Source organism: Streptomyces sp. NPDC054757 (assembly GCF_053612185.1).
In genome coordinates, this window is record NZ_JBSHBW010000007.1 from 79,566 (window position 1) to 98,184 (window position 18,619).

The 18,619-nt window shown below is 71.6% G+C and carries 15 protein-coding genes; 11 read left to right on the top strand and 4 right to left on the bottom strand.

What is annotated here, in order from left to right; all coding sequences use genetic code 11:
- The first annotated feature begins 268 nt into the window (after positions 1–268).
- The 6 genes from ACWGKJ_RS12085 (at position 269) to ACWGKJ_RS12110 (ending at position 4,666) form a co-directional block, all read left to right on the top strand.
- Positions 269–1,135, top strand: coding sequence for a HipA family kinase (locus tag ACWGKJ_RS12085; protein ID WP_385023098.1), 867 nt, complete (start codon positions 269–271; stop codon positions 1,133–1,135).
- Positions 1,132–1,530 (top strand): DUF3037 domain-containing protein, encoded by a 399-nt coding sequence (locus ACWGKJ_RS12090; protein ID WP_385023096.1) that lies wholly within the window; start codon positions 1,132–1,134, stop codon positions 1,528–1,530. Before ACWGKJ_RS12085 ends, ACWGKJ_RS12090 begins: the two co-directional genes overlap by 4 nt.
- Before the next feature lie 145 nt (positions 1,531–1,675).
- Complete coding sequence (gene fabG / locus ACWGKJ_RS12095; RefSeq protein ID WP_385023094.1) at positions 1,676–2,437, top strand: 3-oxoacyl-ACP reductase FabG; 762 nt, start codon at positions 1,676–1,678, stop codon at positions 2,435–2,437.
- Between the two features lie 24 nt (positions 2,438–2,461).
- The gene (locus tag ACWGKJ_RS12100; protein WP_385023092.1) at positions 2,462–3,217 is read left to right on the top strand and encodes an SDR family oxidoreductase; all 756 of its coding nucleotides are present in this window, start codon (positions 2,462–2,464) and stop codon (positions 3,215–3,217) included.
- 191 nt (positions 3,218–3,408) lie between these two features.
- Complete coding sequence (gene ung, locus ACWGKJ_RS12105; RefSeq protein WP_385023090.1) at positions 3,409–4,092, top strand: uracil-DNA glycosylase; 684 nt, start codon at positions 3,409–3,411, stop codon at positions 4,090–4,092.
- A 133-nt stretch (positions 4,093–4,225) separates the two neighbouring features.
- A complete protein-coding gene (locus ACWGKJ_RS12110) occupies positions 4,226–4,666 on the top strand; it encodes a hypothetical protein (protein WP_385023160.1) in 441 nt (146 codons plus the stop codon).
- 78 nt (positions 4,667–4,744) lie between these two features.
- Here ACWGKJ_RS12110 and ACWGKJ_RS12115 read toward each other — a convergent pair whose 3' ends face one another.
- Positions 4,745–5,257 (bottom strand): hypothetical protein, encoded by a 513-nt coding sequence (locus tag ACWGKJ_RS12115; protein ID WP_385023088.1) that lies wholly within the window; start codon positions 5,255–5,257, stop codon positions 4,745–4,747.
- Positions 5,258–5,332: 75 nt separating this feature from the next.
- Complete coding sequence (locus tag ACWGKJ_RS12120; protein WP_385023086.1) at positions 5,333–5,845, bottom strand: DinB family protein; 513 nt, start codon at positions 5,843–5,845, stop codon at positions 5,333–5,335.
- A gap of 270 nt (positions 5,846–6,115) precedes the next feature.
- Between ACWGKJ_RS12120 and ACWGKJ_RS12125 the strand changes: the two genes are divergently transcribed.
- Positions 6,116–7,021, top strand: a complete 906-nt coding sequence (locus tag ACWGKJ_RS12125) for a Gfo/Idh/MocA family protein (RefSeq protein ID WP_385023084.1) — start codon at positions 6,116–6,118, stop codon at positions 7,019–7,021.
- Here ACWGKJ_RS12125 and lnt read toward each other — a convergent pair.
- A complete protein-coding gene (gene lnt, locus ACWGKJ_RS12130; RefSeq protein WP_385023082.1) occupies positions 6,945–8,516 on the bottom strand; it encodes an apolipoprotein N-acyltransferase in 1,572 nt (523 codons plus the stop codon). The genes ACWGKJ_RS12125 and lnt overlap by 77 nt on opposite strands.
- 123 nt (positions 8,517–8,639) lie before the next feature.
- Complete coding sequence (locus tag ACWGKJ_RS12135) at positions 8,640–9,170, bottom strand: nuclear transport factor 2 family protein (protein ID WP_385023080.1); 531 nt, start codon at positions 9,168–9,170, stop codon at positions 8,640–8,642.
- 227 nt (positions 9,171–9,397) lie between these two features.
- Here ACWGKJ_RS12135 and ACWGKJ_RS12140 point away from each other — a divergent pair, with 227 nt between their 5' ends.
- The 4 genes from ACWGKJ_RS12140 to scpA all read left to right on the top strand — a co-directional run bounded on the left by ACWGKJ_RS12140 (position 9,398) and on the right by scpA (position 18,482).
- A complete protein-coding gene (locus ACWGKJ_RS12140; RefSeq protein ID WP_385023078.1) occupies positions 9,398–10,180 on the top strand; it encodes a crotonase/enoyl-CoA hydratase family protein in 783 nt (260 codons plus the stop codon).
- Between the two features lie 321 nt (positions 10,181–10,501).
- Positions 10,502–14,209, top strand: a complete 3,708-nt coding sequence (locus ACWGKJ_RS12145; protein WP_385023076.1) for a S8 family serine peptidase — start codon at positions 10,502–10,504, stop codon at positions 14,207–14,209.
- A gap of 167 nt (positions 14,210–14,376) precedes the next feature.
- On the top strand, positions 14,377–16,281 hold the full coding sequence (locus ACWGKJ_RS12150; RefSeq protein WP_385023075.1) for a methylmalonyl-CoA mutase family protein: 1,905 nt from the start codon (positions 14,377–14,379) through the stop codon (positions 16,279–16,281).
- Entirely contained in the window at positions 16,281–18,482 is a 2,202-nt protein-coding gene (scpA, locus tag ACWGKJ_RS12155) for a methylmalonyl-CoA mutase (protein ID WP_385023073.1), read from the top strand. The genes ACWGKJ_RS12150 and scpA overlap by 1 nt, the downstream gene beginning before the upstream one ends.
- Positions 18,483–18,619: the final 137 nt, after the last annotated feature.

Sequence of the window (18,619 nt, forward strand, 5' to 3'; positions counted from 1 at the left end):
GGCGATGCGGAATCGGCTCGACGCCGGTCCTCATCGCTGACGGGCCGGGTGCCCGGCGGTCACCCCCGGTTACTATGCTCACCTCATGCCGGAGGCCGGAAGCCAGGGGCGCACCGCCATCGACGGACTGCTCGGGGAGTAGGGAGAGCGGCTTGCCGGTCGGAACTCCCCGGATTCTCCCCAGCTCCGTTGACGGGTGAATCCCGCAGCTCCGCCCTTCCCGAGCTGGTCGTGTACGGCAAGGCTGAAGAAACAGGTGGCCTGGAAAATGCTGAGAGAGGTCACTGCGACCCGCTATGTCACGCCGCTGCGTGAGGGCGGATCGCTCCCCGGGATCGTCGAGGCCGATGATCTCGGTACGTACGTCATGAAGTTCACCGGCGCCGGGCAGGGCCGCAAGACGCTCGTCGCCGAGGTCATCTGCGGGCAGCTGGGCCGCAGGCTGGGGCTGCGCGTGCCCGAGCTGGTGCGGATGCAGCTGGATCCCGTCATCGGGCTCTCCGAACCCGACCAGGAGGTGCAGGAGCTGCTGAAGGCGAGCGGCGGGCTGAACCTCGGGATGGACTACCTGCCCGGGTCGCTCGGCTTCGACCCGCTCGCCTACCAGGTGGGGCCCGAGGAGGCCGGGCGGATCGTCTGGTTCGACGCGCTGATCAACAACGTCGACCGGTCCTGGCGCAACCCCAACCTGCTCGTCTGGCACGGCGATCTCTGGCTCATCGATCACGGGGCCACCATGATCTGGCACCACAACTGGCCGTCCGCGAAGAACTACGGCAGCAAGCCGTACGACGCCTCGGACCACGTCCTGGCGACCTTCGCCCCGGACATCGCCGCGGCGGCGGCCGGGCTGGCGCCGCTCGTCACCGAGGAACTGCTCACCGAGGTCGCCGCCGATGTGCCCGACGCCTGGCTGGCGGACGAGGCCGGGTTCGGCAGCACCGGCGAGCTGCGCCGCGCGTATGTGGAGGTCCTGCTGGAGCGGGCCGCGTCGGTGCACACCCGGATCACGATCGGGCCGCAGACACCCACCGGGCCGTCCCGCGCCCCGGGCTGGCTCGCCGAGCGGCTGGCTCCTCCCGCGCGGCAGCAGGGCGAGAAGCAGCAGGGCGAGAAGAAGGACGGCACCCGATGACCGGGGGCGGGCCCGGCCGCCGGGACGTCTACGAGTACGCCCTGCTGCGTGTGGTGCCGCGGGTCGAGCGCGGCGAGATGTTCAACGCCGGGGTGCTGGTCTACTGCCGGGCCAGGTCGTTCGTCGCCGCCCGTACGTATCTGGACGAGGCGAAGCTCAAGATGCTCGACCCGGATGCCGACGTCGTCGGGGTGCGGGCCGCGCTGCGTGCCGTCGTAGGGGTCTGCGACGGCGGCGAGGCGGCGGGCCAGGCGGGCCCCGAGGATGCCGGGCGGCGGTTCCGCTGGCTGATCGCACCCCGTTCGACGGTCGTGCAGCCCGGTCCCGTGCACATCGGGCTGACCACCGATCCGGCCGCCGAGGCCGACCGGCTGCTCCGGCTGCTGGTGCGCTGAGAGGGTGGCACCCGGTGTGACGTTCACTCCTGATTCCGTGTGCCGTTGACACCGGGTGCCAGGCCTTCTAGCGTCTCGTCTGCTGAAGGTACTAAGCGGTTGCTCAGTGATCGAGGGCCGCGATCCGAGGGCGAGGAGAGCCAGTATGTCCACCACCGAGCAGCGCGTTGCCATCGTGACCGGGGCCGCGCGCGGCATTGGCGCGGCCACCGCCGTACGTCTGGCGGCGGAGGGCCGCGCCGTCGCCGTACTCGACCTCGACGAGGCGGCCTGCAAGGACACCGTCGAGAAGATCACCTCCGCGGGCGGCCGGGCCATCGCCGTGAGCTGTGACGTCTCGGACAGCGCCCAGGTCGAGGCTGCGGTGGACCGGGTCGCGGCGGAGCTGGGCGCCCCGACGATCCTCGTCAACAACGCGGGCGTCCTCCGCGACAACCTGCTCTTCAAGATGAGCGAGTCCGACTGGGACACGGTCATGAACGTCCACCTCAAGGGTGCGTTCCTGATGTCCAAGGCGGTCCAGAAGCACATGGTGGACGCCAAGTTCGGACGGATCGTCAGCCTGTCGTCGAGTTCCGCGCTCGGCAACCGCGGCCAGGCCAACTACTCCGCGGTCAAGGCCGGCCTCCAGGGCTTCACCAAGACCCTCGCCAAGGAGCTCGGCAAGTTCGGCGTCACCGCCAACGCCGTCGCTCCCGGCTTCATCGTCACCGAGATGACCGCGCAGACGGCGGCGCGCGTCGGCATGGGCTTCGAGGACTTCCAGGCGGCGGCCGCGACCCAGATCCCGGTGCAGCGCGTGGGCAGGCCCGAGGACATCGCCAACGCCATCGCCTTCTTCACCGGTGAGGACGCGGGATTCGTGTCCGGCCAGGTCATGTACGTCGCCGGCGGCCCGCTCAACTGATCAGGTAATCAAGGGACAACGGACATGACTGCACAGGACAGCGGGAAGGTCGCGCTGATCACCGGCGCGAGCCGCGGCATCGGATACGGCATCGCCGAGGCGTTCGTCGCCCGCGGCGACCGGGTCTGCATCACCGGACGCAACGAGGACGCGCTCAAGGCGGCCGTGGAGAGGCTCGGCGCCGACCGGGCGATCGGCGTCGCAGGCAAGGCCCATGACGAGGCCCACCAGGCGGCGGCCGTCGAGCGGGTCATGGAGACGTTCGGCAGGGTCGACCACCTGGTCAACAACGCGGGGACCAACCCGGTGTTCGGCCCGATGGCCGAGATGGACCTGAACGTGGCGCGCAAGGTCTACGAGACCAACGTCATCTCGGCGCTCGGCTTCGCCCAGCAGACCTGGAAGGCGTGGCAGAAGGAGAACGGCGGCGCGATCGTGAACATCGCGTCCGTCGCCGGGGTCTCCGCTTCGCCCTTCATCGGCGCTTACGGCATGAGCAAGGCCGCGATGGTCAACCTCACGCTCCAGCTCGCGCACGAGTTCGCCCCGGCGGTACGGGTCAACGCCCTCGCGCCCGCCGTCGTGAAGACCAAGTTCGCCGAGGCGCTGTACGAGGGCCGCGAGGAGGAGGCCGCGGCCGCCTACCCGCTGGGCAGGCTCGGGGTGCCCGCGGACATCGGGGGCGCCGCCGCGTTCCTCACCTCCGACCAGTCGGGCTGGGTCACCGGGCAGACCCTGGTGATCGACGGCGGGATCTTCCTCAACGCCGGGGTCGGCTGAGCCGCCGTCCCGGACGGCCGGGTCGGCTGAGCAGCGGTCCCACCCGCTGCGCCTGCCGACCGTGGCTGCGCCTTGCCGACCACGGCTGCGCCCGCCCACCGCGCGGCCCCGGACAGCTGTCCGGGGCCGTTGTCAGTGGTCGCCGGTAGGTTCTGTGCTGAAGAACGGATCGCACCCCGGAGGTTGTTGACGTGACCGGTACCGACATGCTGCCCGAGTCCTGGCGCGGCGTCCTCGGCGATGAGCTGGAGAAGCCCTACTTCAAGGAGCTCACCGCGTTCGTCGAGGCGGAGCGGGCCAAGGGGCCGGTCTACCCGCCGCGCGACGAGGTGTTCGCAGCGCTGGACGCCACGCCGTACGACCGGGTGAAGGTGCTGGTCCTCGGCCAGGATCCGTACCACGGCGAGGGCCAGGGCCACGGTCTCTGCTTCTCGGTCCGCCCCGGTGTCCGGACGCCGCCCTCGCTGCGGAACATCTACAAGGAGATGAAGGAGGAGCTCGGTCACCCGGTCCCGGACAACGGCTATCTGATGCCCTGGGCCGAGCAGGGCGTCCTGCTGCTCAACGCGGTGCTCACGGTGCGCGCGTCCGAGGCCAACTCCCACAAGGGCAAGGGCTGGGAGAGGTTCACGGACGCGGTGATCACCGCGGTGGCCGCAAGGCCGGACCCCGCGGTCTTCGTCCTCTGGGGCAACTACGCACAGAAGAAGCTCCCGCTCATCGACGAGGAGCGTCATGTGGTGGTGAAGGGCGCACACCCCTCGCCGCTGTCCGCGAAGAAGTTCTTCGGCTCGCATCCCTTCACCCAGATCGACAAGGCTGTCGCGGAGCAGGGCCACGAGCCGATCGACTGGCGGATCCCCGACCTGGGCTGACCGGCACCGGGACAGCCCGTAGTGTCGGTGGCACGCCGGGACAAACCGGACATCCGCGTGGGTACGGGTAGAGGAGGCAGCGGTGGCGGAGTCGCAGCAGGAGTCGGAACGGGAGACACCGGGGGACGCCGTCATGGGCAGGATCGGCCAAGTGATCATGCTGCTGCACGGAGGCGACCGGGAGGAGGCCCGCAACCGGTTCGCCGGGCTGTGGGCCGAGATCGGCGAGTCCGGCGACGCACTGCACCGGTGCACCCTCGCGCACTACATGGCGGACACCCAGGACGACGCCGAGGACGAACTGCTCTGGGATCTGCGGGCGCTGGCCGCGGCCGATGGCCTGGATGACGAGCGGGTCGGCCGTCATGACGCCGCAGCCGCCGTCCGCGGTTTCTACCCCTCCCTGCACCTCAACCTGGCGGCCGACTACCTGAAGCTGCGTCGCAGAGAGGCGGCGCGCCTGCATCTGCGGCAGGCGCGGTCCGCGACGGGAGCACTGGCCGACGACGGCTACGGCGACGGCGTACGGGCGGCGATCGAGCGTCTTGAGTGGCGGCTGGGGGAGGAGGGGTAGGCGGGCGGACAAGAAGGGGCAGGGGTCACCGGCCGTACGGAAGGGGCAGGGGTCACCGGACGTACGGAGGGGCAGGAGTCACCGGCCGTACGTCTGGCGGCAGATCCGGGCCTGCGGGCTGTCCGCCGGCCAGCCTCCGTAGCCTTCGCCGAGCGCGCAGACGCCCGCCGGGTGGCCGGACGGGTGACCCGCCCGCTCCGGATGCCGCCGCGGGAGCGGCCGGTCGGGGTGCCCGCTTCCGGGCTGTGCCGCACGGGGGCGTGCGGGCCGGACCGCACGGCGGACCGGTGCGGGGCCCGCGTCCCGCTCCGTCCCGCTTCCGGGCCCGGCTTCGCCGGACGGACGGTGTGCGGCCGGAGCCGCGTCCCGGCTCCCGGCACCGCTCCCCGCCCCCGGCCGGGGGGATACGGTCTCCAGCGCCTCGACCGGGGGGCTCTGCACGATCTGCGGGCCGGTGCGCTGCGCATGGTGGCCGGGCGTCCTGGACTGCCCGGGTGCCGGTGCCCGCTCCGGAGGGACGGCTACGCATCCCGAGGCGGCCGAGACGGCTGCCGCCAGCAGGGCCAGGGCGACGATCTTCGTGGAGTGCACCCGTCCAACTCTGCTGCCCACAGGAGCTGTTCTGCGTACCGGAAGCGGAGATTGACCCCGCACGGGTGAGTGGGGCTAGTCGCCGGTGACGCCGTCGATGCATTCGCGGAGCAGATCCGCGTGCCCGTTGTGGCGCGCGTACTCCTCGATCATATGGGTGTAGATCCACCGCAGGCTGAAGGGTTCGCCCTGTCGGCCGCGCCCCTTCGAGAGGTCGTCCAGCGAGTAGCCGGCCGCCACCTCACGGGCGTGGGCGATCTCCCGCTGCCAGGTGCCGTACGCCTCGTCCCAGGTGTCCGCGTCGGTGAGATGGAACTCCCCGTCCGGGTCCTCCTCGCTGAAGTAGAGGGGCGGGGTGTCCTCACCCGCCAGCACCTCGCGGAACCAGCCCCGTTCCACCTCGACCATATGCCGTACGAGCCCGAGCAGGGACAGCTCCGACGGAGGCACGGAGGCCTGGCGCAACTGCTTGTCGTCCAGGCCCGCGCATTTGACGGCCAGCGTCGCGCGGTGGTAGTCGAGCCACCCTTCCAGCATGGTGCGTTCGTCGGCCGTGAGGGAGGGTTCCTGGCGTTCGGGTGTCGTCATGCGGAGCATCATCACCCACGGACCGGCGGCCCCGCCACGCGATATCCGGGCCCCGGTATCCATGCCCCGTACATGCCCCGACGGCATGCGGGACCGGCACACGTATGCTGCCCAGGCGCACGGCACCGGGGTCGCACCCGGGCCTGGCAGGCCGGTCCACGACCGGTCGGCTGAGCGGCGTATCGACAGACGGACACATCGACCAGGTCGGCTGGATCAGCCGGCCCGACGGCATCGGCATACGAGCGAGACACGGTTGGGGAGGCCCCTGTGAAGGTCGGCTGCATTGGGCTCGGGGACATCGCACAGAAGGCGTATCTGCCGGTACTGACGGCCCTGCCCGGGGTCGAACTGCACCTCCAGACCCGGACCCCGGCCACCCTCACCCGTACCGCCGAGACCTTCCACATCCCGGCGGACCGCTGTCACCGGGACCTGGACTCCCTGCTGGCTCAGGGGCTGGACGCCGCGTTCGTCCACGCCCCGACCGCCGTGCACCCCGAGATCGCGAGCCGGCTGCTGGAAGCGGGTGTGCCGACCTGTGTCGACAAGCCGCTCGCCTACGAACTCGCCGATTCCGAGCGGCTGGTGGACCTCGCCGAAGACCGTGGCGTGAGCCTCGCCGTCGGCTTCAACCGGCGGCTGGCGCCGGGTTACGCCCAGTGCGCAGAACAGCCCCGCGATCTGATCCTGATGCAGAAGAACCGGACGGACCTCGCGGAGGACCCGCGCACCCTGGTCCTCGACGACTTCATCCACGTCGTCGACACCCTGCGCTTCCTCGCACCGGGCCCCGTCGAGCACATCGACGTACGGGCCCGGATCCGCGAAGGGCTGATGCACCATGTGGTGCTCCACCTCTCCGGTGACGGCTTCTCCGCGATCGGCTCGATGAACCGGCTGAGCGGCTCCACCGAGGAGATCCTCGAAGTCTCGGGCGGCGGCGCCAAGCGACAGGTCGTCAATCTCGCGGAGATCATCGATCACAAGGGGCAACCGACCATCCGCCGGCGCGGCGACTGGGTCCCGGTGGCCCGCCAGCGCGGTATCGAGCAGTCCGTACGGGGCTTCCTCGATGCGGTGGCGGCCGGCAGGCTGCTCAGCGCCAGGGACGCCCTGCTGACCCATGAACTCTGTGAGCGTGTGGTCCTGCGGGCTCAGGAGCAGGCCGCCTGACCGAGCGCAGCCCCTCGACCGCGCACAGCACGGCGAGGACGGCCAGCGCGCCGTGGACCGGCCAGTCACCGAACCGGACGTAGAGCGTCGTGCCGTGGGCCAGCGGGATGTCGTACAGCTGCGCCGTACTGCGGCCGGTCCCCAGCCACGGGCCCACCCGGTCGCCCCCAGGGCCGTACACCGCGCTCACCCCGGTGAGCGTCGCGTGCACCACCGGGCGGCCGCTCTCGGCCGCCCGCAGCGCCGCCAGCGACGCATGCTGCTCGGGGGCCCAGCTGTGCTGGAAGGACGAGGTGGACGACTGGGCGACGAGGAGCTGCGAGCCGTCCTTCGTCAGCTGCCTGCTCATGTCGGGGAACGCCGTCTCGAAACAGATCAGCGGCCCCACCCGGAGTCCGCCGGGCAGCTTCATGACGACCTGGTGCGTGCCCTGTCTGCGGTCCTCGCCCGCGGCCCGGCCCACCGATGTCGCCCAGCCGAGCAGTGAACGTGCCGGGATGTACTCGCCGAACGGGACCAGCCGCATCTTGTCGTAGCGGTCGCCGGTCAGCCCCTTGGGCCCGACGAGTACGGAGCTCTTGTAGATGCCCGGGGCGTCGGACCGTCTGGCATCCACATTGACCAGGATGTCCGCGCCGGTCTGCCGGGACAGCCGGGCGATACGCGCCGTCAGGTCCGGGCGGGCCGTCAGATCGTGTACGACGCTGCTCTCACCCCACACCACCAGGTCGACATGACGGCCCGCCAGCTGCCTTGTCAGGGCCTCGCTGCGGTCGAACCGGGCATCGACGCCGGGTACGACCCCCGGCTGGACGACCGCGACCCGGGTCCCGCCGCCCGTTTCGGGGCGCGGCGCCCACAGCCAGACCGCCCCGGTGAGGACGGCGCAGGCCAGCACCCCCGCCACCGCCGTCGTACGCGCGGAGTCGACCACGAGCAGCGCCACGGCCCCGGTGTTGACCGCCACCACGAGGAGGCTCACCAGCCAGACCCCGCCCACCGACGCGAGCCGCAGCGCCGGAGCGACCTGCCACTGGCTGGAGCCGAGCAGGCCCCAGGGGCCGCCGAGTCCCTGCCACGACCTCACCAGTTCCACCATCAGCCAGCCGGAGGGGACCACGAGCAGCGCCGCCGCCACCCGCGCGGCGCCCGCGGCCCCGCCCAGCATCCAGCGGACCAGCCACCCCCAGGGCGCCCAGAGCAGCCCGAGCAGCGCCGCGAGGACCACGATGAAGACATTCAGGCTGGGAATCAGCCAGTGGTGTACGGAGATCATGAACCCGGTGCCGCCGAGCCAGCCGTCCAGCGCGGCCCGCCGCCCCGTGGGCGCCCCGCGTGCCAGCAGCATCCAGGGCACCAGGGCCACATAGGCGAACCACCAGAGGGACGGCGCCGGGAAGGCGAGCGCCGGAAGAGCCCCGGCCAGCAGCGCCGCGGCGCCGCGCCACCAGGGCGAGAGGCCGGCCCCGCGCAGTCGCTCCAGGGGGATCCGCATCCAGCGCCTCCTCGCTCCCGCCCCGTGAGCAGCCTCGTGCGGATGGTCTCCGCCGAGTTGTCGTTTCCCACAGTGTGGGGGAGTGGAACGGTTGCCGACAGTGCGCCCCACCCGTACGGCGTATCAGGCGTCGCCCGGCGCGCCCGGAACGCGCCGCCACTTCTCCTGCACGACGACCCGGAGCAGCCGCCACCCGGGCTCGGTCCTCACCAGGCTGAAGGCGTAGCGGCCGGCGGAGACGAAGTTGGGCGCGGCCGGTGCGTCGCCCTCGCCGGAACCACCCGCCCCGGCCTCACCGGCACCTTGGGCCGGCTGGGACGGCAGGGACTGGAGCCGCATCGGGTTGAGGTAGTCGGCCCGCAGCTCCGCCCGGTCTCCCGGGTAGCCGCCCAGGTCCTGGAGCCGCAGCCGCCGGTTGACGATCAGGTGCTGGCGTACCGGGAAGAGCCGCATCGTCTCCGCCAGCCAGTCGGCTACCTCCGCCGCGGGCCCTTCCACCCCGCCGGCCGAGCGGTAGTCGGCCCGGCCGTCCGGGGCGAACAGGGCCCGGTAGTCGTCCCATTGGCCGTCGTCCACGGCTGCCGCGTAACCGGTGATCAGGTCGTCGATGTCCAGGCGGTCCATCACGGTAGCGAGTTCCACGCGCTGAGTCATCGGCTCAGTCTCCGGCACCCGGTGCCCCGGGCCAAGGGGTCTGCACGGCCGCCCGCGGTTCTGGACGGCCGGCCCCGGTGGCCGCAACTCCGCCTGTGGGCAGGCGCTTGTGGGCCCGCGCTTGTGGGCCCGCCGGTCACCGTGCTAGAGCTGCTCGCCCGGAGGAGACCCGGCCCGCCCTGTCCGGTCCGGGCCTGCCCCGGCCGCGATGGAGGAGTGCTGCCCGGATGACCGTACGCATCGAACGCAACGGCCCCGTCACCACCGTGGTGCTCGCACGGCCCGAGGCGCGCAACGCCGTCGACGGCCCGACCGCCCGCGCTCTCGCCGATGCCTTCCGTGCGTTCGACGCCGACCCGGACGCCTCTGTGGCCGTGCTCTGGGGTGAAGGAGGCACCTTCTGCGCGGGCGCCGACCTGAAGGCCATCGGCACCCCGCGCGGCAACACCGTCACGGCGACCGTCGGCGCGGGGGACGGCCCGATGGGCCCCACCCGGATGCGACTCGGCAAGCCGGTGATCGCCGCCGTCTCCGGTCACGCGGTGGCCGGAGGGCTCGAACTCGCGCTCTGGTGCGATCTGCGGGTGGCCGATGAGGACGCGGTGTTCGGGGTGTTCTGCCGCCGCTGGGGCGTTCCGCTGATCGACGGCGGGACCGTACGGCTGCCGCGCCTCATCGGTGAGAGCCGGGCGATGGACCTCGTCCTGACCGGCCGCCCGGTCGATGCCGCGGAGGCGCTCGCGATCGGGCTGGCCAACCGGGTGGTCCCCGCAGGTACGGCGCGGGCGGCCGCCGAGGAACTCGCCGTGTCCATCGCGGCGTTCCCTCAGATGTGTCTGCGGGAGGACCGCCTCGCCCTGCTGGAGCAGGGCGGTCTCTCCGAGGCCGACGCACTGGCGGGCGAACTGCGGCACGGCCTGGTCTCCCTCACCCGGGCCCGGCGAGGAGCGGACGAGTTCGCCGCGGGCGCGGGCCGGCACGGATCGTTCGACCCGCCGCCGGATCCCTGACCCGCCACCGGTCCTTGCTTGGCCGGTCCCTGGCTCGTAGTCGGTTTCTGTCCCACAGCCCGCCCCGGCCCGCTGCCGGGTCCCCCGCCGGCCGACCGTTCCCGGCCCGCTGCCCGGTCCCTGGCCCACAGCGCGCCCCCGGCCCGCACCCGCCCCAGCCCCGGTCCGCCACTGACCTGCCCGCACGTCGGCCGCTGGCAGTTAACCGCCATGGCACCTATCCGCCAGCCCTTTCACCCCACGGCCGCCGCGAGCGCCCCGAGACTCTTCGCAGTGCCCGGCGCGACCCCCTTCAGGCCGGGCCCCGGAGAGAGGGGCACCATGACCAGAGCACCTGCGTGGCGAAGAGCCGGATGGCTCTCCGCCGGACTCGCGCTCGTACTGCTCCCGGCAGGGCAGGCGCTCGCGGCGACAGGGGCGGGCAAGACCCCCGCGCCGTCCCGCACCGCGCCGTCCGCCACCGCTCACGCCACCCACGCCGTCACGCTGATCACCGGCGACCGGGTGACCGTCACCGACATCGGCGGCGGCCACAGCACGGTAACCGTCGAGCGCCCGAAGGGTGCGAGCGGAGCCGTCCGCAGCCAGACGTCCAACGGGCGGATCACCGTGCTGCCCGACGAGGCCCTGCCCTATCTCCGCTCGGGCGTCCTCGACAAGCGGCTGTTCGACGTCACCGGCCTCATCGAGCAGGGGCTCGGCACCGGAAAGGCCGCCGGGCTGCCGCTCATCGTCACGTACGGCAAGGGCGCCCGCAGCGCCGCACCGCACGGCGCCACGACCGTCCGGTCCCTGCCCAGCGTGGGCGGCGCCGCGGTACGGGCCGCCGCTTCCGGCACCTTCTGGAAGTCGATCACCGACTCCCGTACCCGGCAGGCCCGTTCCTTCGGCGACGGCGTCGGGAAGGTCTGGCTCGACGGCCGGGTCAAGGCCGACATGGCCGAGAGCAACGCGCAGATCGGCACCCCCGCCGCCTGGCAGGCCGGACTCACCGGCAAGGGCGTCAAGGTCGCCGTCCTCGACACCGGGGTGGACTCCGACCACCCCGACCTCAAGGGCCGGATCAGCGCGTCCAAGTCCTTCATCGCGGGTGAGGAGACCACCGACCGCAACGGCCACGGAACCCACACCACATCGACCGTGGGCGGCAGCGGCGCCGCCTCCGACGGCAAGGAGAAGGGCGTCGCCCCCGACGCCGACCTGGCCGTCGGCAAGGTGCTCTCCGACGAGGGCTCCGGCACCGACTCCGAGATCATCGCGGGCATGGAGTGGGCCGCCAAGGACATCCACGCCAAGATCATCAGCATGAGCCTGGGCTCCCAGGAGGCCAGTGACGGCAGCGACCCCATGGCGGAGGCGGTCAACACCCTCTCCAAGGACACCGGCGCGCTGTTCGTGGTCGCCGCGGGCAACACCGGGGCCCCCACCTCCATCGGCTCGCCCGGCGCGGCCGACTCGGCGCTCACCATCGGCGCGGTGGACTCCGCCGACCAGCCCGCCTACTTCACCAGCCAGGGGCCGCGGCTCGGGGACAACGCGCTCAAGCCCGACCTGTCGGCCCCCGGTGTGGACATCCTCGCCGCCCGCTCGCAGTACGCCGAGGGCAGTGGCCCGTACCAGACCATGAGCGGCACCTCGATGGCCACCCCGCATGTCGCGGGAGTCGCCGCGCTGCTCGCCCAGAAGCACCCCGACTGGACCGGACAGCAGCTCAAGGACGCGCTGATGTCCACGTCCAAGACGCTGCCCGACCCGGTGTACACACTGGGCGCGGGCCGCGTCGACGTCCCGGCGGCCACCACCGCGAGCATCACCGCCACGGGCAGCGCCGACCTCGGCTTCTACTCATGGCCCTACGAGGACGACAAGCCGGTCACCCGCACGGTGACCTACGCCAACTCCTCGGACACCCCCGTGACCCTGGCGCTCGCCGCCGAGGGCGGCGCCGAAGGCACCGTGAAACTCAAGGACACCAGCCTGACCGTGCCCGCGCACTCCACCGCGCAGACCACCGTCACGGGCGACGGCGCGAAGGCACCGGTCGGCAACACCTCGGGGCAGATCACCGCGAGCGCCGGCGGCAAAGTCGTCGCGCACACCGCCTTCGGCCTGGTCAAGGAGGAGGAGCGGTACACCCTCACCGTCCATGTGAAGGACCGGGACGGCGCGCCCACCGCCGCCGACCTGGCCGTACAGGAACTGGCCAAGGGGACCGACCCGTACAGCGCGTCCGTCGGCGAGTCCGGCACCCTCACCCTGCGGCTGAAGCCCGGCACCTACTCGGTGGCGTCCTTCCTCGACGTACGGGGGGCCAAGGGCAAGGACTCGCTCGGGATGGGCTTCCTCACCGACCCGCAGATCTCCATGGACCGCGACCGTGAGATCACCCTCGACGGCCGCCGGTTGCACCAGATCAAGGCGGAGGTACCCCGGCGCACCCAGACCCGTCAGCTGCTGATGGAGTTCGACCGCAAGGCGAACGGCGCGGACTTCGGCGGAGCGGTCCAGGTGCCCCTCATGTACGACAGCATCTTCGCCGCGCCCACCAGGAAGGTCACCGACGGGACCTTCGAGTACCGCACCGTCTGGCGCCTCGGCAAGCCGCTCCTTGAGGCGGTCGCGGGCGGAAAGCGGCTCGGTGACACCCTCGTACAGGCCGGGTCCACCATCCTCGAAGGCCGGCACCGGGCCGGTATCGCCGATCTCGGGACCGGTACCGCGGCTGATTACCAGGGCAAGAACGTACGCGGCAAGGCCGTCCTGGTCCGTGCCACGCCCGATGTCACCCCACAGCAGCTCACCGCCGCCGCACAGCAGGCCGGAGCGGTCTCGCTGTTCGTCACGGACGACGCACCGGGGCGGCTCAGCTCCTGGTTCGGCGCGGACGACGGGTCGGACACTCCGCTGCAGGTGGCGTCCGTGAACGCGGCGGACGGCGCACTGCTGGCCGCCACCGCCCGCCGCCACGGCACGGTCGAGCTCACCGGAACCCAGTACACGCCCTATGTCTACGACCTCTCCGAAGGCCACCCGGGGGCGGTACCGAAGAACCTGACGTACAAGCCGGGCAAGAAGGACCTCGCCACACTGGACTCCACGTTCTACGCCGCCAAGCCCGTCGACGGCGGTGAGTTCCGCTACTCGGTCACCGGCACCTTCCCGGTCGGTTTCGGATTCGCGGAGCGGATGCACTACCCGGCCACGCGCACCGACTACGTCAGCACCGGCAAGGGCCAGACCTGGATGCAGTCCGTCACCGCGGGACCGGAGTCCTCGCTGGAGGAGCGGAGCGGTCTGGTCACCTACCGGGGCGGCAGCCGCGGGCCGCTCGACTGGTTCAGGCCCGTGCTGCACCCCTGGCTCGGCACCGGGCTCGGCTGGGGTCAGCAGCGCACCGGCAACGACCTCCAGTTCAACACCCCGGGCTGGGGCGACTCCGGCCCCGACCACACCGGATTCGGGGACGTCTGGAACGACGACTCCATGACCCAGACCACCGATGTGTACGCGAACGGCGTTCAGGTCGACCACAAGACCAGCTCGGGCGCCTACGCCTGGGACGCCGATCCGGCCGAGACCACGTACAAGGTGGTCACCGACACGACACGTGACCCGGGCACCTGGGTGCTGTCCACGAAGGGCCACTCCGAGTGGACCTTCCGCTCCGCGCAGACCCCGGCGGACCACGCCACCTATCTGCCCCTGCTCAACCTGGGCTTCGGCGTCGCCACCGACCTCGCGGGGAACGTCCGCGCCGGACGGACACTGCCGGTCTCCATCAGCGCCGAGTACGTCAAGGGCGCCGCGGACACCGGCAAGATCCGGTCGGGGACGCTGGAGGTCTCCTACGACGACGGCAAGACCTGGAAGTCCGTCGGGCTCAGCGCGGTCCACGGCGCGTCAGCCGCCTGGAAGGGCTCGCTGCGGGTGCCCAGGGACGCCGGGTATGTCTCGCTGCGCGCCTCCGCCACCGACGACCGGGGCGGCTCGGTGAAGCAGGAGATCATCCGGGCAGTGGGGGTGAAGTAGCCGAAAGCAGCCGTGACATAGCGGAAGCGGCGCGACTCCGGGCCATCGGTCCGGACCAGGGGCCCGGTACGGCGCAGACCGTGCCGGGCTCCCGCACGGGCGAGAGAGTCCAAGGTCACAGTGGTTCTCTCAACTGCACACCTGGCACCCTCGCCTAGCATCTGAGCATGACGGTCCTGCCCGACAACGGGTTCCCCCTGGCCGCCGGATTCCCGCATGCGACCCATGAGCAGTGGCAGCGCCTTGTGGAAGGTGTGCTGCGCAAATCGGGTAAGGATGTCCCGGATACGGCGGCGGAAACAGCACTCTCCACCGAGCTGGACGACGGTCTGGTCGTACAGCCGCTCTACACCGCACCGGAGGGCGGCGACGGCGGGGCCACCGCGTCCACGGCCCCGGCCGGGCTGCCGGGGTTCGCCCCGTTCACCCGCGGCAGTACCCCGGCCGGCCGGGTGACCGGCGGCTGGGACGTACGCCAGCGGCACAGCAGGCCGGACGCCGCGCGCACCAACGAGGCCGTGCTCGCGGATCTGGAGAACGGTGTCTCCTCCGTATGGCTCACCGTGGGCGATGCCGGTGTACCGGTGACCGGTCTCGGTACCGCCCTCGAAGGGGTCCATCTCGACCTGGCCCCGGTCGTCCTCGAAGCGGGCGGTGAATTCGACAGCGCGGCAAGGGAGTTGCTGCGGCTCTTCGACGCGCGCGGTGTCGCCCCCGGGGCGGCGCTTGGCACCCTCGGCGCGGACCCGCTGGGCCACGCGGCCCGGACCGGAGAGTACGAGAGCCTCGCCGGGCACACCGCGCAGGCCGCCGCACTGGCCGGGCTGTGCCACCAGCGCTATCCGCAGCTGCGGGCAGTCGTCGTGGACGCGCTGCCGTACCACACGGCAGGCGGATCGGCGGCCCAGGAACTCGGGTGCGCGCTGGCCACCGCCGTGGCGTATCTGCGCGCGCTCACCGCGGCCGGACTCGACACCGCGGCCGCCTTCGGACAGCTGGAATTCCGTTACGCGGCCACCGCCGACCAGTTCCTGACGATCGCCAAGCTGCGCGCGGCGCGCCGCCTCTGGGCCCGGGTGGCCGAGGCGAGCGGCGTTCCGGCGGCCGGGGCGCAGCACCAGCACGCGGTGACATCGCCGGTCATGATGGCCCGGCGCGACCCGTGGGTGAACATGCTCCGTACGACGGTCGCCTGTCTGGCGGCCGGTACCGGGGGCGCGGACGCCGTGACGGTGCTGCCCTTCGACCACACGCTCGGCCTCCCCGACGACTTCGCCCGCCGTATCGCCCGCAACACATCGACCGTCCTGGTCGAGGAGTCGCACCTGGCACGGGTGATCGACCCCGCGGGCGGCTCCTGGTACGTGGAGCGGCTCACCGGTGAACTGGCGCAGGCGGCCTGGGAGTGGTTCCAGGAGATCGAAGGCGGAGGGGGCCAGGAGCAGGCCCTGCGGTCCGGGCTGATCGCCGGACGGCTGGCGGCCACCTGGGAGCGGCGCAGCGAGAAGCTGGCCGTACGGAGCGAGCCCATCACCGGGGTCAGCGAGTTCCTGCTGCTCGACGAGCGCGCCGTCGTCCGGGACCCGGTGCCCGCCGCCCCCGGCGGCGGTCTTCCCGTGGTCCACCGCGACGACGCCTTCGAAGCCCTGCGGGCCCGCTCGGACGCCCATCTGGCGGCGACCGGTGCCCGCCCCCGGGTGTTCCTCGCCGTACTCGGCCCCGCCGCCGCGCACACCGCACGGGCCACCTTCGCCTCCAACCTCTTCCAGGCGGGCGGCATCGAGCCGGTGCACGGACCGGTGCCGGGCGCCCCCGGCACGGCCGCGGCGGCGTTCGCCGACGCAGGCACCACCCTGGCCTGTGTCTGTTCGAGCGACGCCGTCTACGCCGAACAGGCGGCCGACGCCGCCACCGCGCTGAAGGACGCCGGAGCGCGGCAGGTGTTCCTCGCCGGCCGCCCCGGTGAGCGGCGGGACGCGTATCTGGCCTCCGGTGTGGACGAGTTCGTCTTCGCCGGAGGAGACGTGGTGGCCGTGCTGACCTCCGTCCTCGACCGTATGGGAGTGGCGTAATGCAGATCCCGGACTTCACAGAGATCGACCTGGGGCCCGCCGGCCCCGCCCGGGCGACCGACGAGCAGTGGCGCGCGGCCGTGAAGGAGTCCACCGGCCACAGCGTCGACGAACTGGTGTGGCAGACCCCCGAGGGCATCCCGGTCAAACCCCTCTACACCGGCCAGGACACCGAGGGCCTCGACTTCCTCGGCACCTACCCCGGGATCGCGCCGTACCTCCGCGGCCCCTATCCGACGATGTACGTCAACCAGCCCTGGACGATCCGTCAGTACGCCGGATTCTCCACCGCCGAGGAGTCCAACGCCTTCTACCGCCGTAATCTGGCGGCCGGTCAGAAGGGCCTCTCGGTCGCCTTCGACCTGCCGACGCACCGCGGCTACGACAGCGACCACCCGCGCGTCACCGGCGATGTCGGCATGGCGGGTGTCGCGATCGACTCCCTCTACGACATGCGTCAGCTCTTCGACGGCATCCCGCTGGACAAGATGTCGGTCTCCATGACGATGAACGGAGCGGTACTGCCCGTACTGGCGCTCTACATCGTCGCCGCCGAGGAGCAGGGCGTACCGCCGGAGAAGCTGGCCGGGACCATCCAGAACGACATCCTCAAGGAGTTCATGGTCCGCAACACCTACATCTATCCGCCGAAGCCCTCGATGCGGATCATCTCCGACATCTTCGCCTACACCTCGCAGAAGATGCCGCGCTACAACTCCATCTCCATCTCCGGCTACCACATCCAGGAGGCCGGTGCTACGGCCGATCTGGAGCTGGCCTACACGCTGGCCGACGGAGTGGAGTACCTGCGGGCCGGGATCGCCGCCGGGATGGACGTCGACTCCTTCGCGCCGCGGCTCTCCTTCTTCTGGGCGATCGGCATGAACTTCTTCATGGAGATCGCGAAGCTGCGCGCGGCCCGGCTGCTCTGGGCCAGGCTGGTCGGGCAGTTCGACCCCAAGAACGCCAAGTCCCTGTCGCTGCGCACTCATTCGCAGACCTCCGGCTGGTCGCTCACCGCGCAGGACGTCTTCAACAACGTGACCCGCACCTGTGTCGAGGCGATGGCCGCCACCCAGGGCCACACCCAGTCGCTGCACACCAACGCACTCGATGAGGCGCTGGCGCTGCCGACCGACTTCTCCGCCCGGATCGCCCGCAACACCCAGCTGCTGCTCCAGCAGGAGTCGGGCACCTGCCGGGTCATCGACCCGTGGGGCGGCAGCGCGTACGTCGAGAAGCTCACCCACGATCTGGCGCGGCGCGCCTGGCAGCACATCGAGGAGGTCGAGGCGGCCGGCGGGATGGCGCAGGCCATCGACGCGGGCATCCCCAAACTCCGGGTGGAGGAGGCGGCGGCCCGCACCCAGGCCCGTATCGACTCAGGACGCCAGCCCGTCGTCGGCGTCAACAAGTACCGGGTGGAGACCGACGAGGAGATCGACGTACTCAAGGTCGACAACTCCTCGGTGCGCACCCAGCAGGTCGCCAAGTTGAAGCGGCTGCGCGAGGAGCGCGACGAGAACGCCTGCCAGGAGGCGCTGCGGGCGCTGACCGATGCCGCGGGCCGCGAACCGGGACCCGGTCTGGACGGCAATCTGCTGGCGCTCGCGGTCGACGCGGCGCGGGCGATGGCCACCGTCGGTGAGATCTCCGATGCCCTGGAGAAGGTCTACGGGCGCCACGCCGGACAGATCCGTACGATCTCCGGTGTGTACAGGACCGAGGCAGGGGAGTCGCCGTCCGTGGAGCGCACACGTCGGCTGGTGGACTCGTTCGACGAGGCCGAGGGGCGCCGTCCGCGCATTCTCGTCGCCAAGATGGGGCAGGACGGCCACGACCGAGGCCAGAAGGTGATCGCCACCGCCTTCGCCGACCTGGGTTTCGACGTGGACGTCGGCCCGCTCTTCCAGACACCGGGCGAGGTGGCACGGCAGGCGGTCGAGGCGGACGCGCACATCGTCGGTGTCTCCTCGCTCGCCGCCGGACACCTCACGCTCGTCCCCGCACTGCGGGAGGAGCTCGCGGCGGAGGGCCGGGAGGACATCATGATCGTCGTCGGCGGGGTCATCCCGCCCGCGGACATCCCGGCCCTGCACGAGGCGGGCGCCGCCGCCGTCTTCCCGCCGGGCACCGTGATCCCGGACGCGGCGTACGACCTGGTGGTCCGGCTCGCCTCCGCACTCGGCCACGAGTTGTAGGGCCTCTCGTTCGGGTCAGGCCGGGCTCGCGGGGTCTGGCACGGGGACCCCCTTCGCGTTGCTTCAATCCTCCGCCTTGCAGCCGCACGCGCCAGACCCCGCTCCCTTGTCCGGCCTGACCCGAACGAAAGGCCCCA

Coding starts and splice junctions, on each gene's coding strand:
- ACWGKJ_RS12085 (WP_385023098.1), top strand. CDS start 269: ATGCTGAGAGAGGTCACTGCGACCCGCTATGTCACGCCGCTGCGTGAG.
- ACWGKJ_RS12090 (WP_385023096.1), top strand. CDS start 1,132: ATGACCGGGGGCGGGCCCGGCCGCCGGGACGTCTACGAGTACGCCCTG.
- fabG (WP_385023094.1), top strand. CDS start 1,676: ATGTCCACCACCGAGCAGCGCGTTGCCATCGTGACCGGGGCCGCGCGC.
- ACWGKJ_RS12100 (WP_385023092.1), top strand. CDS start 2,462: ATGACTGCACAGGACAGCGGGAAGGTCGCGCTGATCACCGGCGCGAGC.
- ACWGKJ_RS12110 (WP_385023160.1), top strand. CDS start 4,226: ATGGGCAGGATCGGCCAAGTGATCATGCTGCTGCACGGAGGCGACCGG.
- ACWGKJ_RS12120 (WP_385023086.1), bottom strand. CDS start 5,845: ATGACGACACCCGAACGCCAGGAACCCTCCCTCACGGCCGACGAACGC.
- lnt (WP_385023082.1), bottom strand. CDS start 8,516: ATGCGGATCCCCCTGGAGCGACTGCGCGGGGCCGGCCTCTCGCCCTGG.
- ACWGKJ_RS12135 (WP_385023080.1), bottom strand. CDS start 9,170: ATGACTCAGCGCGTGGAACTCGCTACCGTGATGGACCGCCTGGACATC.
- ACWGKJ_RS12140 (WP_385023078.1), top strand. CDS start 9,398: ATGACCGTACGCATCGAACGCAACGGCCCCGTCACCACCGTGGTGCTC.
- ACWGKJ_RS12145 (WP_385023076.1), top strand. CDS start 10,502: ATGACCAGAGCACCTGCGTGGCGAAGAGCCGGATGGCTCTCCGCCGGA.
- ACWGKJ_RS12150 (WP_385023075.1), top strand. CDS start 14,377: ATGACGGTCCTGCCCGACAACGGGTTCCCCCTGGCCGCCGGATTCCCG.
- scpA (WP_385023073.1), top strand. CDS start 16,281: ATGCAGATCCCGGACTTCACAGAGATCGACCTGGGGCCCGCCGGCCCC.